This window comes from Bacteroidota bacterium (assembly GCA_016713765.1).
GTDB classification, from domain to species: Bacteria; Bacteroidota; Bacteroidia; order AKYH767-A; family 2013-40CM-41-45; genus Pollutiaquabacter; species Pollutiaquabacter aromativorans.
Window position 1 is genome coordinate 1,756,121 of sequence record JADJON010000001.1, and the last position, 13,369, is coordinate 1,769,489.

12 protein-coding genes are annotated in these 13,369 nt (G+C 52.2%); 2 read left to right on the forward strand and 10 right to left on the reverse strand.

Annotated features, from left to right (window positions below; genetic code table 11):
- Positions 1-41: 41 nt before the first annotated feature.
- Genes IPJ96_06570 through IPJ96_06580 form a run of 3 tightly spaced genes read right to left on the reverse strand, consistent with a single transcriptional unit; the run spans position 42 to position 3,192 of the window.
- Positions 42-1,172 carry an efflux RND transporter periplasmic adaptor subunit gene (locus IPJ96_06570; protein MBK7910016.1) on the reverse strand — a complete coding sequence of 377 codons (1,131 nt, stop codon included), beginning with the start codon at positions 1,170-1,172 and terminating at the stop codon, positions 42-44.
- A 21-nt stretch (positions 1,173-1,193) separates the two neighbouring features.
- On the reverse strand, positions 1,194-2,537 hold the full coding sequence (locus IPJ96_06575; GenBank protein MBK7910017.1) for a TolC family protein: 1,344 nt from the start codon (positions 2,535-2,537) through the stop codon (positions 1,194-1,196).
- A gap of 28 nt (positions 2,538-2,565) precedes the next feature.
- Positions 2,566-3,192, reverse strand: a complete 627-nt coding sequence (locus IPJ96_06580; GenBank protein MBK7910018.1) for a TetR/AcrR family transcriptional regulator — start codon at positions 3,190-3,192, stop codon at positions 2,566-2,568.
- Positions 3,193-3,420: 228 nt separating this feature from the next.
- Between IPJ96_06580 and purB the strand changes: the two genes are divergently transcribed.
- Both purB and IPJ96_06590 read left to right on the forward strand, forming a co-directional pair.
- On the forward strand, positions 3,421-4,764 hold the full coding sequence (purB, locus tag IPJ96_06585) for an adenylosuccinate lyase (GenBank protein ID MBK7910019.1): 1,344 nt from the start codon (positions 3,421-3,423) through the stop codon (positions 4,762-4,764).
- 2 nt (positions 4,765-4,766) lie between these two features.
- Positions 4,767-5,639, forward strand: coding sequence for a glycosyltransferase family 2 protein (locus IPJ96_06590; GenBank protein MBK7910020.1), 873 nt, complete (start codon positions 4,767-4,769; stop codon positions 5,637-5,639).
- A 183-nt stretch (positions 5,640-5,822) separates the two neighbouring features.
- Here the strand turns inward: IPJ96_06590 and IPJ96_06595 are convergent, their stop codons facing one another.
- The 7 genes from IPJ96_06595 to IPJ96_06625 form a co-directional block, all read right to left on the reverse strand.
- Entirely contained in the window at positions 5,823-6,542 is a 720-nt protein-coding gene (locus IPJ96_06595; GenBank protein ID MBK7910021.1) for a (Fe-S)-binding protein, read from the reverse strand.
- A gap of 65 nt (positions 6,543-6,607) precedes the next feature.
- Positions 6,608-7,930 carry an MFS transporter gene (locus IPJ96_06600; protein ID MBK7910022.1) on the reverse strand — a complete coding sequence of 441 codons (1,323 nt, stop codon included), beginning with the start codon at positions 7,928-7,930 and terminating at the stop codon, positions 6,608-6,610.
- Between the two features lies 1 nt (position 7,931).
- Positions 7,932-8,909: a DUF3667 domain-containing protein gene (locus IPJ96_06605; protein ID MBK7910023.1), complete on the reverse strand. Its 978-nt coding sequence runs from the start codon at positions 8,907-8,909 to the stop codon at positions 7,932-7,934.
- A gap of 11 nt (positions 8,910-8,920) precedes the next feature.
- Positions 8,921-9,952, reverse strand: coding sequence for a uroporphyrinogen decarboxylase (gene hemE / locus IPJ96_06610; protein ID MBK7910024.1), 1,032 nt, complete (start codon positions 9,950-9,952; stop codon positions 8,921-8,923).
- A gap of 95 nt (positions 9,953-10,047) precedes the next feature.
- Entirely contained in the window at positions 10,048-11,832 is a 1,785-nt protein-coding gene (locus IPJ96_06615) for a BamA/TamA family outer membrane protein (protein MBK7910025.1), read from the reverse strand.
- A 58-nt stretch (positions 11,833-11,890) separates the two neighbouring features.
- Complete coding sequence (ung, locus tag IPJ96_06620; protein ID MBK7910026.1) at positions 11,891-12,574, reverse strand: uracil-DNA glycosylase; 684 nt, start codon at positions 12,572-12,574, stop codon at positions 11,891-11,893.
- 363 nt (positions 12,575-12,937) lie between these two features.
- On the reverse strand, positions 12,938-13,345 hold the full coding sequence (locus IPJ96_06625) for an OsmC family protein (GenBank protein MBK7910027.1): 408 nt from the start codon (positions 13,343-13,345) through the stop codon (positions 12,938-12,940).
- Positions 13,346-13,369: the final 24 nt, after the last annotated feature.

A 13,369-nucleotide genomic window follows, 5' to 3' on the forward strand; every position in this document is an offset into this window, starting at 1 on the left:
GAAGGGGTAAAAGGGTGGGGAGGAAGTAGGAATTAGTACGATCAGAGTCGGATCGGATCGCCTTCGATGATGCTTTGGAAACCCGCGGTGACAACCTGGTCGCCTTCCGCAAGACCTTCACGTACTTCGATCATGCCGTTATAGATCATGCCGGCGGATACTTTCTTGCGTTTGGCTATTAACCTTCCGCCTTCTTGTACGGCAACGAATACATATTCGCCATCGCTCGACTTCTGGATGGCCGCTATGGGAACGACAAACGTGGAGGAGGCGGTGTAATCGACGATCTTCATGACGGCAACCATGTTCGGATGGAGTTCCCCGTCCTTCGGACTCAGGCGGACTTCTACGTTGAAGGTTCTGTTCAGTGTATTGATCGCGCGTCCGGCATAATCGAGTTTGGTATTGATCTCTTTGCCCATGTCCGGAATCGAAATAATGGTTTCATTACCCCGATTCACCTTGCTGATAAAGGATTCGGCAACTTCACCCGTGACTTTGAGTGCATTCAGATTGACGACCCGGAAAGCCGGCATGCCGGGCGCAACTGCCTGCCCGATCTTGATATCGACCTGGTCGACTGTACCGTTGATGGGCGACTTGATCCGCGTCATCTCGAGTTGTTCCTGAAGACTGGCGACTCGCTTTTCAAGCGCTTCTTTATTTGTCTTGGCTTGCAGGAACTGGATCTCGGATCCGATCTTCTGGTCCCAAAGGTTTTTCTGGCGATTGAAAACCTGGGTGGCCAGGTCCAGTTGCGTCTGGGCTTCGGCAACTCCCTGGCGGATCATGCGATCATCGATGGTAGCGAGTAGCTGACCCTTTACAACACGATCACCTGCTTGTACCTGAAGGCTGGTGATATTCCCCATGCTTTCGGGCGAGACGATTACGTCTTCATCGCCGTCTACCTTGGCCTGGATCTCAATGTAGTGCTTGAACGTTTCGGGCTTCATTTCCTTGATCGCCACCAGCTTCGACTTTTCATCGTTCTTGCTGGTGTCTGATTGCGCGATCTCCGCTTCCAGTGCGGTGATCTTTTCCTTAAGGGTAGCCTGTTCTTTTTTGAGCTTTTCCAGCTCGGCATGCTTATCGCTACCGCTACCACAGGCATAGAGCACGATGGTGAGGGTCGTCAGGATGACAGTTGAATGGAGGGAGGACTTTTTCATATAGGGAATAGGTGAGAGGGATTAGTATTGAAGATTTCCGAGAGCTTTGTCAAGATTGATCTTGGCGACAATGGCGTCATAGATCGCATTGTAATAGTTGGCCTGTGCTTCCTTGAGCGTTGTTTCCGCGTCAATGACCTCCAGGTTGGAACCGACGCCTTGTTCGTACTTCAGACGCGTCGAGCGTACTACATCGTTTGCCAATTGAAGGTTCTTTTCCTGTACCGACAATGCATTTTGTGCGTCGAGGAGAGCGGCCCGGTTGCTGTTCGATTCAAGGCGTACCGCCTGATCGAAGGTTTTGATCTCGTTCTGGATCTTTTGCAGGCTGTATTTCTCCTGCCTGATCTTAGCTCGCTTTTGGAGTCCGTCGAAAATCGGAACGTTCAGCGTTGCGCCGATGATACCGGTAGGATACCACCGGTAATCCGGATTGAAGATGGTGAACTCGGTCCGTAGCGCGGCTGCACTCAGGGATCCGTACGCTACAAGGCTGGGCAGATAGCCGGACTGGTAGCGTTTCACATTGTATTCCTGCAGGCGCATCTGGGTTTGCAGGATGCCGTATTCGATACGCTTTGCCGGGTCGACATTATCATTGACTGCGCCCTGCTTCTTGACTTCTTCAATATCCAGACGGTCGGTCAGCGTGACGGGTTGCTGGATGTCCATCCCCATTTGAAACTTGAGGACCTGCTCCGTCACCACCAGCAGCCGGTTGAATTTTTCCTGCTCACTGGTGAGGTTGTTGTACGTTACTTCGATCCGATCGGCATCCGTTTTCTCTACAAAGCCGTTGTCATAGAGCGCCTTGGTATTGTCCCGCAGGGTACGCACGCGTTCAACATTGGCATCGATCACCTTCTTGCGCTCAAGCATGAGCAGATGGTTGTAGTAGGCCTTGTAAACGGCGACGGCGGTCTCGATCCGTGATCGTTTGACGTTCTTTTGTGAAAGTTCGCTGATGGTCCGGCTGGCCTGGACTCCGATGATATAGGAAGGTTCAAACAGCAGCTGGCTGGCCGAAATGCCGGCATTGGCTTGCCATTGTGTGCCGAATTGTACCGGAATGTAGGTGCCGGCTGGTTCGCCGAAGAATTCGCCGGGGATCACGCTGGTCGGGATCTTGACGAAGTCTTGCACATCGAACTTGCCGTTGATCTGCGGAAGACCGATGCCGATCGTCTCGTTGACCTGCTGTTTCGCGATGGAAGCGTCAAGCTGGGCGTTGAGTACATCTTTTTGATGCGTGAGGGCGTACTCGATCGCCTGGCTCACCGAGAAAGCGGATGAACTGTCGGGTGTTGCCGCCCGAAGGCCGAAGGCCAACAGCAGCAGAAAGAAGGTTGAATAATAGCGTTGCATAAGGTTGGGAGTGAAGGAGGGAGGGGGATTAGTCTTCGTTGATTTGCTTATAACGGTTGATGAGCTTGTAGCCTTTGAGACTGACAATTCCATAAAGGAAATGTTCCATGATCTTGACTTGGACTTCCGGCATGGTGAACAGGTCGGGAGGAAAAATCTGCGGGTTAAAACCGATTTCGACTTCACTCATGCACAAGCGGGAAAGTATCTTGACATTGATGTCTTTACGATAGAGCTCCTGCCGAATACCCCGCCGTAAATTATCCTCCAGGAATCCGATCATCTGCTTGTCTTTGAATTCCTTGAACATCTTCCAACAAGCAGGATGATACTTCTGCAGATCGAAGAAAAAGGTGGGATTGATCCGGGCAAACGTTGCGGCAAACGTATTCATGCCGGTGAGAATTTCGTGGATCGGATTCTCGCTCGATTTCCGGATATCCAGCAGGTCCTTTTCATGGCAGTTCGTTTGTAGACGAACCATCGCCATGATTAGTGCATCCTTATCGGAATAATGCTGGTAAATGGTCTTTTTTGACATGCCCAGTTGCTGGGCTATGTCGTCCATCGTAATGCTCTTCAACCCGTGACGGAAGAACAGCTCACGCGAGACCTCCATGATCCGTGATTCCTGTGGTTCAGTCAGTTGTTCCATTTGCGGGGCAAAACTATGGAAACTATTTTCAGTCCTAAAGTTTCCTGCAAGTTTTTTTAGGCTTGAAAACCAGCGCGAAACTAGGATCGTTCCCGGCGTTTCTGCGGTAATTCCGGTGGAAACGATCATTGGAAACCCCGATCCGTCATTAATCGGGGTTGAAGCGTAAGTTGAAACCTGAATTGTCCGTCGATAGGCCGTTTTGTACCTTCGCGCTTTACCATCCATATGGAAATCAACCCCCTGAACGCGATCTCGCCGATCGATGGTCGGTACCGTAAACAGGTAGACGAACTGTTCCCTTTTTTCTCTGAGCAGGCGCTGATGCGCTACCGGCTGCAAGTGGAGGTTGAGTATTTCATCGCATTGGTGGAATGCGGTTTGCCACAGTTGACCGCGGCCGCTAAACTCGATTTGGACGGACTCCGTTCCATTTATCGGGACTTTGATGAAGCCGGAGCGCGGATCATCAAGGAAAAGGAAGCGATCACGAATCACGATGTTAAAGCCCTGGAATATTATCTGAAGGATCAGCTTGACAAACGGGGATTCACACCCTTTCTCGAGTTCGTTCACTTCGGACTGACCTCCCAGGACGTGAACAATACCGCCTTCCCGATGTCCATCCGGGATGCGCAGCTCCAGGTCTATCAGCCGGCACTGGACAAGATCATCCAACGACTGGCCGATCTTTCGTCCGATTGGGCGGAACTTCCCATGCTTTCCCGTACCCACGGGCAACCCGCATCGCCGACCCGCCTGGGAAAAGAGATCCGCGTATTCGTAGAGCGATTGCAGAACCAGCGTGAACAACTGTTCGCCATCCCGCCTTCGGCCAAGTTCGGCGGAGCTACCGGCAATTTCAACGCGCATTGCGTCGCCTATCCGGAGATCGACTGGCGGGTATTCGCGAACGCGTTCCTCAAGAATCGCCTCGGTCTGGAGCGTCAGCAATACACCACCCAGATCGAGCACTACGATAATCTGTGCGCGCTCTTTGACGGCATGAAGCGGATCAACAACATCCTGATCGATCTGAACCGGGATGTCTGGACCTATATCTCCCTCGATTATTTCAAGCAGCGAATCAAGGAAGGGGAAGTGGGCTCGTCGGCTATGCCGCATAAGGTGAACCCGATCGATTTTGAAAATTCGGAAGGGAACCTGGGCATGGCCAATGCGGTGTTCGAGCATCTCTCAGCTAAGCTCCCGATTTCCCGACTGCAACGCGACCTCACCGATTCCACGGTGTTGCGCAACGTCGGCGTTCCCTTTGCGCATTCCCTCATCGCATTCAAGTCCCTGCTCCGCGGGCTTGATAAATTGCTGGTCAATGAAGCTGCCCTGAAAGCGGACCTGGAAAACAACTGGGCCGTGGTAGCCGAGGCGATTCAGACCGTACTGCGCCGTGAAGGAGTAGCCAACCCGTACGAACAGTTGCGCGACCTGACCCGCAAGAATGAGCGCATCGGAAAGGAGCAGTTGCATGCTTTCATCGACCAGTTACCGGTAAGCGATAACATCCGAAAGGAACTCAAAGCGGTGACCCCCTTTAACTATACGGGAGTCTGACCATGTTTGTCAGCGGTTTCACGTTCATCCGCAACGCGGTCCGCTTCGACTACCCGATCGTGGAGGCGATCCGGTCCATCCTTCCTCTCTGTGACGAGGTGGTAGTGGCAGTCGGTCGCTCCGACGACAATACGCGTGAATTGATCGAACAGATCGGTTCGGATAAGATCCGTATCCTGGATACCGTTTGGGATGATGCTCTCCGCGAAGGAGGTCGGGTACTCGCCGAGGAGACCAACAAGGCTTTTGCTGCCGTCAATCCGAAGGCCGATTGGTGTTTCTATATCCAGGGTGATGAAGTGATCCACGAGCGGGACCATCCGGCGATCCGGCAGGCGATGTTGCAGTGGAAGGACGATCCACGCGTGGAAGGATTGCTTTTCCGGTACTTTCACTTTTATGGGAGCTACGACTATGTAGGCGATTCTACGCGTTGGTATCGTCGCGAAGTCAGGATCGTCCGCCGTGACCCTGCGATCGTTTCGTTTCGCGACGCACAGGGTTTTCGGAAATCCGGCCGGCCGTTATGGGTGAAACCGGTCGATGCCGTAGTGCATCATTACGGCTGGGTGAAGCCACCGGAACAACAACAGGCTAAGCAGCGGAGTTTCCATGCCCTTTGGCATTCCGACGAATGGGTACGCGATCGGGTGGGTACCAATAGCACGTTCGATTACTCCGGGATCGATTCCCTGGCACCGTTCAAAGGGAGCCATCCGGCGGTTATCCGCGAACGTATCCAACGCCAAAACTGGACGTTCGATTTCGATCCCAGCCGTCGCCGGCTATCGATCAAATCAAAATTCAAATTGTGGGTAGAACACCTCACCGGCTGGCTTCCCGGCGAATACCGCAATTACCGACTACTTCGCTAATATGCAGAAGAGCTGAAACTGAGCCAGGAAATAACTTTTTCAAATGAGAATAAAGACTTAAAAATCAATAGATTATATATCGCATCCTTCACCTCAATTCACGCCATCTTTTTCAACCTCTTAATTTCTAACCCCCAGTCTCTAATTACTAATCACTAATTACAAATTACTAATTACCACCCCTCACAACCCACTCGCCAACACATCCGCCAAATGCATAACGCGTATGTTTTTACCCTGCTTTTGTAAATAGCTTCCCAGGTGCATCAAACAGGAAGCATCCGTTGAAATGAGGATGTTGGCTCCCGTCGCATTCGCATTCAGGATTTTTTGTTCGGCCATCCCCACCGCAATGGGTTCGTATTTGACCGAGAAGGTCCCACCGAACCCACAACAGGTTTCCGTGTCGGCCATTTCCCGTAACTCCAATCCGGCTACGTTTTTAAGCAATTCCCGTGGCTCCTGCCGGATGCCAACTTCCCGCAGTCCGCTGCAGGAATCATGGTAGGTAGCGACGCCTTCGAGTTTGGATCCGAGATTCGTCACTTTCAAGACGTTGACCAAAAAGTCACTCAATTCAAAAATGTGGCGTTGAATCCCTTTGTACTCGTTGTGAAGCACCGAGTTATGGAACATTTCGGGATAATAATTCTTGACCATGCCGACACAAGAAGCGGAAGGCGAAACGATGTAACGGTCGGTACGGAAGTCGTGGATGAATTTCTCCCCAACGGCCTTGCATTCATCCCAATGCCCGGCGTTGAAGGCTGGTTGTCCGCAACAAGTTTGCTCCGGATTGTAGTTGACCGTACAGCCGGCCTTTTCAAGCACCTTGATCATGTTCCAGGCTGTCTCCGGAAAGATCTGATCGATAAAGCAGGGAATGAAAATATCTACCACCATAGGCCCGCCAAAGATACAGGAACCCTCGGTTTCATCAACGCCTTGCAAGGGTCCGCTTTCAACAATTAGCCGACAGGTTCTGCAGCCAGTTGACGCTGCGGCCCGACGCGCAGCAACAGGAGAATGCCCAATACGAAGAAGGCGGCCAGCACGATGATGCTGTTGCGCATACTGCCCGTCAGCTCATTGATATATCCGAAAGCGAATGTCCCCAGTACGGTTCCGAATTTGTCGCAGAGGTCGTAGAAACTGAAGTAAGAGGCGTGATCGATCGTTTCAGGTAGGAGTTTCGAGTAGGTTGATCGCGATAACGATTGGATGCCGCCCATCACCAGGCCAACCACGGCTGCCAGACCGATGAACATGTTCTGCTCGTTAACGCCGAATCGCTTGTCGCAAAACCAGGCGCCAATGCAGATGCCGATCCAGGTAACAATCGAGATGGCCAGCGCTTTCAGGTTACCGAATTTTTTGGAAAGCCGTGAAAACAGATAGGCGCCACCAATCGCGACGAATTGGATGATCAGAATAATGGCGATCAAAATCTCGGAAGGCAAATGCAGTTCTCCATCCCCGAAGAGGGTAGCGACATACATGACCGTCTGTACGCCCATATTATAAAAGAAAAAAGAGATCAGAAATGTACGTAGCCGGGCCGTATGTCGTAATTCGTTCCATACTTTTCGTAATTCCTGATAACCGTTGAACAGATAATGCCCGCTGCTGGGTCTTCCATAAACGTTGTCGGGTAATCGGTAAAAAGTGATTTGGGCAAAGCCGAACCACCAGACACCCACCAGGAGAAAAGCCAACCGGATAGCGGTTCCTTTTTCAATACCTCCATATACGTCGGGAAACAGTACCATGGAAAGTGAGAAGATGAGCAAGAGGGAACTGCCGATGTATCCCAGTGCAAAGCCCTTCGCACTCACGCGGTCCTGGTCTTGGGGTTCCGCGATCTCCGGTAAATAAGCGTTGTAAAAAACGATACTGCCCGCGTACCCGATCGCCGCAAAGACCGATCCCAGGATACCGATCCACAGGACCTCGATGGAGTCGAAGAAATAGAGGGAAGCACAGGCTAAGGAACCGAGTGTGCAGAAGAAATACATGAACCGCTTTTTCCGTCCGCTGTAATCGGCGATGGAAGAGAGCAGGGGGTTGATGAAGGCAATGATCAGAAAGGCGGCTGAAAGCGCATACGTTTGCAGCGAGTCGCTGTTGAAGGTGCGGCCCAGGAACCGAACCGTATTGCCCCCGCCTTCGGTGGTGATCGCGTGAAAATAAATGGGAAATAGTGCGGAAGTAATGACCAGCGAATAGGCCGAATTGGCCCAGTCGTACATCGCCCAGGCACGGATGATCTTACGGTCGCCTTTTTTCAGCATATCAGGTAGTGTATGAGGTGATGATCGCGGTTATCGCCAGTCCGGCAACGATGCTAAATCCATAAAGGACGAGAAAGAAGACATACTTGAAAGCCGTCCAAAACCAGTTCTGCCCGTAATTTCTCTTGAATGCAAGGAGCGGGTATAACAGAATCCAGACAAGAAACAGCAGTTCCACCGCCCACACCAATGGGAGAATGGTGTCCAACAAGAGGCCGAACAACATGAATAGGAAGAAGAAGGAGTGAAGGTGGAGTTGAAACACCAGGTGCTCGAGATAGTATTTTCGTTTTCTCCAGTATAGAAATTTGAGAATCAGCGCAGCTACCGGAATCAGAAAGAACATCATCTTCGGAATGCTGTTCAGGAGTTTGTGGTTGAACTCCTTTTCCCAATCGCCGTTCTTCGAATTGATCCGGATCATCTGCCGTAAGACCTGGTCGAAGAAAAAACCGGGTCGGTCATCGGGCGAAAGTTTTGCGAGGGAGTCGTCATAGGCTTCGATCGAAGCCGGTAGTTCATTGCCCGGTAAGGTGAAGTTCAGATTGATGCCGTCATCCTCCTCTTCGGTCCTGGCAAGGGAATACGTAGTTAGCGAGTCCGCATGCAGGGGTTCCGTTTGGCGATGAACGGACGGATCGTCCTGCCGGACAACCGGGTGTCGCAGACTCGACACAAGAGCGCCCAGCAGAAAGTAGAGGATGGAGCAGAAAATATAGAGCCGGAACGGATCAACATAAGTCTTCCGCCTGCCGGCCATGAACTCCCGGGTCAGGCGTCCCGGACGGAAGAGCAGGGGAGGAATCGTGGAAAAGAACTTCCCGTCGGCGTGGAAGTAATCGGCGACCAGATGGCCGAGTGCTGAAAATGCATTGACTTCCGTTCGGACATTTTTCTGTCCGCAGTGGCTGCAATACTTGTCGGATACTTCCGCCCCGCAGTTGAGACAGTTCTTCTCGGATCGTAGCAGGTCGCCCATGCGGGCTCAAGTTACACCTTGAACCGGAAATTCTTAACGGTGTCGATGAATAGTTTCACCTTCCGCGGATCCGTGTCCGGATAAAGACCGTGCCCGAGATTGGCAATGTGGCGGAAGGGCCCGAATGCTTCGAGCATACGGTGGGTTTCGTGTACGATCACGGAGTCTTCCGCGTAGAGCAGACACGGATCCATATTCCCTTGAAGCGTTTTGGCATCACCGATCAGCGCCCTGGATTCCTGAATATCCATGTTCCAGTCAAGCCCGATGACCGAACAGTTGGTCGCGGCGATTTCTTTCCGGGCAAAAAATGCCCCCTTGGCAAAGATCGTAACGGGTACTTCGGTGATAGCCGCTGCAATCGCCTCAAGATAACGCAGGGAGAATTCCCGGTATTGGTCCGGTGACAAGAGCCCGGCCCAGGAATCAAACAGTTGAACAAGATTGGCCCCGGCCGCGATCTGTGCCTTGAGATACTGAATCGTGCTTTCCGTGATCTTCTCCAGCAATGCATGGGCAAGCGCCGGTTCAGTGTAAAGGAATTTCTTAGCAACGGAAAATGTCTTGCTTCCCTTTCCCTCGACCATATAGGCGAGAATGGTCCAGGGTGCGCCGGCAAAACCGATCAGGGGTACTCGATCATGGAGCTCCCGTTTGGTGATTCGGATGGCTTCCAGAACATAGGAAAGATGTTCCGGCCCCGCCACACGTAACTTTTCGATATCGGATTTGCTCCTGACCGTCTGTTCAAAGGTCGGCCCCTTCGCTTCAATGACCTGATACGATAAGCCCATCGCTTCGGGAATGACCAGGATATCGGAAAAGATGATCGCCGCGTCAACACCCAGCAAGTCGACAGGTTGAATCGTGACTTCCGCGGCGAATTCGGGGTGTTCGACCAACTCCTTAAAACCACCCACGCGTTGCCGGACTTCCCGGTATTCTTTCAGGATACGGCCTGCCTGGCGCATCAGCCAAACGGGGGTGCGTTCAGTGGCCTGACCGCGCGCAGCCCGTAGCAGAAGATCGTTTTTCAATGACATAGGGCCGCAAAGTTAGCCAATTGCGGGAATGGACTCTTCAGATGGCGCTGCTTCTGTCATCAGATTCCCATCTTTCCGCATCTATCGGGCTTTCTTTAAAAGTAGTTGACGATGCCGAAGTGCACTTTCCCGTTACGAATCTGGAAAGGGTTTTCTGCTTGTCTTCCGAGCGCGTACGAAACGGACAGGATACCCAGCCGGGTTTCGAAATTGATTCCGGTTCCGAACCCGATAGGCCAATCGTTTCGGTATTCCTGCTTGCGCCTGCGCTCATACCAGGCGGTGTTGCCGAACACGAAGAGAAAGGAGTTCTGTTCAAGCAGGTAACGCAGCTCTGTTTTCCCGATCACAAAGGCAGAGGCGAAGATCGACTCTTCATCGAAGCCGCGTAGTGAGCGCAAGCCTCCGATACGGAACAATTCGTTCGTGAAGGCTTCCGGATTGTATTGGTAGGCTCCGATACTACCAAGATTCAATACCAGTCTTCCGCTCACCGGCAGATATACATCCAGCTTCATTTCGCCGATATACTGCACGGTGCGGAGTTTCAAACTGTCGTATACCAGCGGATTGATGTCGGCGTTCTTGCGAATGTTTCGGTTGCCGGTACTGACGCTTGCTTCGATAGCGAATCCGGTTCGTGGATTCAGGCGGTAATCCAGTCGTTCGAAATGTCCGGTCAGCCCATAGCTGAGCAGGCTGATATCAGCGTAAGGAGGCAATACGGTGATGTTCTCCAGCCCGCTGGTGGATTGAAGATTGCTCTGCTTGTCGTTGAGGAACGCTTTGATGAAATTATTACCTGTAAAGCTGTAGAATACCCCGATGTTCTTCACTACGTCGGTGAAGACGGTATCACGCTTGAAGAGGTTTAGGTTGCCGTCAACTCCCAACGCCGTGTTGAAGAGGAATGGATATTGAAGATGCAATTTCAGGTCCTGTGACCGGGGCGGTAGTTGTTTCCAATTCAGCTCCACGACCTCTCCGCGTTGAAACGAATTCTGTAATCGCAAATGCGCTTCGCCGGTGAGGTTCAGTTTCCCCGGGCGGGATTCGTCCGGAAGAAAACCGATCACTGCATCGAACTGGCTTGCCTTCTTCTCATTCAGGTAAAGGTCAAGCCGGGTGATCTTTTCAGCGAACACAACTTGCGATCCCCTGGCTTCCGTAAGGAACGGCAACTCCTTCATCCGGTTGCTGATCCGGCGGACCAACCGTTCGTCATAGGGATCACCGGGCTGGATCCCGATGTAGTTATGAATGTACACCGGCGCGATCCGGGCGGTACCCTGGATGCGGATGCTGTCGATCCTGACAAAGGGACCCTTCTCCAATCGCAACGCGGCTTCCAATAAGTCACCGGACAACGACAGGCTGTCGAGTCGTACAGTCGCGAACGGATACCCCGCGTTTTCACAATTGCGGATGATGTTTTCCAGGATGCGGTCAAGCTTTTCCGGACTGTAGACCTGTTCCTTCAGCCATCGGTTGCGATATCCGGTTCCGCGCAAGTACGATTCTTCGGCATCCCCGCGGTGAAGTTGCAGCCAGGTATACGATGAGCCCACGTAGAGCTCGCCCATGTAACCCTCGTCGGTACGGCTGAATCCGTCAAGACCGGCACACAAATAACCGTCGGTGCGCAATTGCCGGATGGCCCGATGCAGGATGTTGACACCGGAAGCGGAGTCGGAAATGACACGCTCCGGAACATAGCTCTTCCGCAAGTCCGCTTCGGTTCGTCCTTCCGGTAGTGAATGCCATACGATGGATAACGCGAACTGACTTTTCTTCTGTGCGCATGTTGCCGCGGAAAGAAGAACGCCGGTTGCCAGTAAGATCAGCCGGATGAGCCGTTGGTAAATGTGAAGCGAAAACAAGTTCTATGACGCGCTATCAACGATGAACGTCCGACGGTGAAATTAATTGACCCGGGCTTCAGGGTAACTGCCAGTTGATAGGAGTTTTCCCGTCCCGGATCAATATTTCGTTCGTTCTCGAAAATGGCTTGCTGCCGAAGAACCCCCGGTCCGCCGAGAACGGCGAGGGGTGCGGCGATTTCAGTATGTAGTGCTTGGTGGTGTCGATGAGCACTTCTTTTGCCTGTGCAAATTTCCCCCAAAGGATAAAGACGATGCCGGATTTCTTTTCAGAAATGGTTCGGATAACCGAATCGGTGAAGGTTTCCCAGCCTTTGCCCTGGTGGGATCCGGCTTGCCCGGCCCGCACCGTAAGCGTAGCGTTGAGGAGGAGTACTCCTTGATCGGCCCAGGGGATCAGACTACCCGTTGATGGAATCGGATAGCCCAGATCGGATCGAACCTCCTTGAAGATGTTCAACAATGAAGGAGGGAATGCTGTTCCGGGCGTTACGGAAAAACTCAGCCCGTGCGCCTGTCCGGGTCCATGATACGGGTCCTGACCCAGGATCACGACTTTGATACGGTCAAAGGGAGTGTGTTCGAAAGCGGCAAAGATTTGAGGCCCTGGCGGAAATATCACTTCGCCCGATTTTTTCTCCTTTACCAGAAAGGATCTCAGCTCGCTGAAAGAGTCGGCAGTAAAGGCGTCCTTTAACGCGAATTTCCAACCAGCTTCAATTTTGGGGTCTATCTGGGACATAGGCTGTTAAAATTACCGATTTTAACATGGAATCTGCTCAAAATGATGATTCCCATGTTGATAACTCGGGTAGCATGCATTTAGCAATCTGTTATATTTGCCGATCTTTTGATCGTAGGTTTACGACAACAAAATTCAAGAATCTGCGTTCATAAAACGATACCAACGCCGACATGAAAAAAGTCCTCCGTTTCTCCCTGTTCATCGCCGCTATCGCCGTGCTCTTCGCTTCGTGCAAAGCCCACGAAAAATGCCCGGCTTACGGTCAGCAGACGAAACCCAAGGCAACCAGCGATATCCGCGGTTGATCTTGTCTGACCCCGTTTCAGGCGGCGGATCGGTTTCGGTCCGCCTTTTCTTTTTTCAGGGGTAATTGAATTTCACAGTTTGAATCAGATCAGGGTGCAGGCTTAAGGCCACCGGGCACGTACGAGAGGCGTGTTCGAGGATGGCACGATCCTTTTCCGTGTATGCCCGCTTCGGCATCTGGAATTCCACGACCACTTCACTTACCCGCCTGGGATTGGAGGCCATGATTTTTGTTATGGCGATTTCGGTACCCTCGATCGGAATGTTATGGGTTCGTGCGGCAATACCCATGATGGTGAGCATACAACTTCCCAGTGCCCCCGCCAGGAGATCGGTTGGAGAGAAGGACTCGCCTTTCCCCTGATTGTCCGGAGGGGCGTCCGTGAGGAGGGTAGTCCCCGACAATCGGTGACGGGCTTCGGTTCGCAGTTCTCCGAGATAGCGGGTGTGTATCGTTTCCATTTGTCAAAGTTAAGGCGGCCGCCT

What these genes read in the sequence shown, in the direction of transcription:
- IPJ96_06570 (MBK7910016.1), bottom strand. Translation starts at nt 1,172, where the DNA reads ATGAAAAAGTCCTCCCTCCATTCAACTGTCATCCTGACGACCCTCACC.
- IPJ96_06575 (MBK7910017.1), bottom strand. Translation starts at nt 2,537, where the DNA reads ATGCAACGCTATTATTCAACCTTCTTTCTGCTGCTGTTGGCCTTCGGC.
- IPJ96_06580 (MBK7910018.1), bottom strand. Translation starts at nt 3,192, where the DNA reads ATGGAACAACTGACTGAACCACAGGAATCACGGATCATGGAGGTCTCG.
- purB (MBK7910019.1), top strand. Translation starts at nt 3,421, where the DNA reads ATGGAAATCAACCCCCTGAACGCGATCTCGCCGATCGATGGTCGGTAC.
- IPJ96_06590 (MBK7910020.1), top strand. Translation starts at nt 4,767, where the DNA reads ATGTTTGTCAGCGGTTTCACGTTCATCCGCAACGCGGTCCGCTTCGAC.
- IPJ96_06595 (MBK7910021.1), bottom strand. Translation starts at nt 6,542, where the DNA reads ATGGTGGTAGATATTTTCATTCCCTGCTTTATCGATCAGATCTTTCCG.
- IPJ96_06600 (MBK7910022.1), bottom strand. Translation starts at nt 7,930, where the DNA reads ATGCTGAAAAAAGGCGACCGTAAGATCATCCGTGCCTGGGCGATGTAC.
- IPJ96_06605 (MBK7910023.1), bottom strand. Translation starts at nt 8,909, where the DNA reads ATGGGCGACCTGCTACGATCCGAGAAGAACTGTCTCAACTGCGGGGCG.
- hemE (MBK7910024.1), bottom strand. Translation starts at nt 9,952, where the DNA reads ATGTCATTGAAAAACGATCTTCTGCTACGGGCTGCGCGCGGTCAGGCC.
- ung (MBK7910026.1), bottom strand. Translation starts at nt 12,574, where the DNA reads ATGTCCCAGATAGACCCCAAAATTGAAGCTGGTTGGAAATTCGCGTTA.
- IPJ96_06625 (MBK7910027.1), bottom strand. Translation starts at nt 13,345, where the DNA reads ATGGAAACGATACACACCCGCTATCTCGGAGAACTGCGAACCGAAGCC.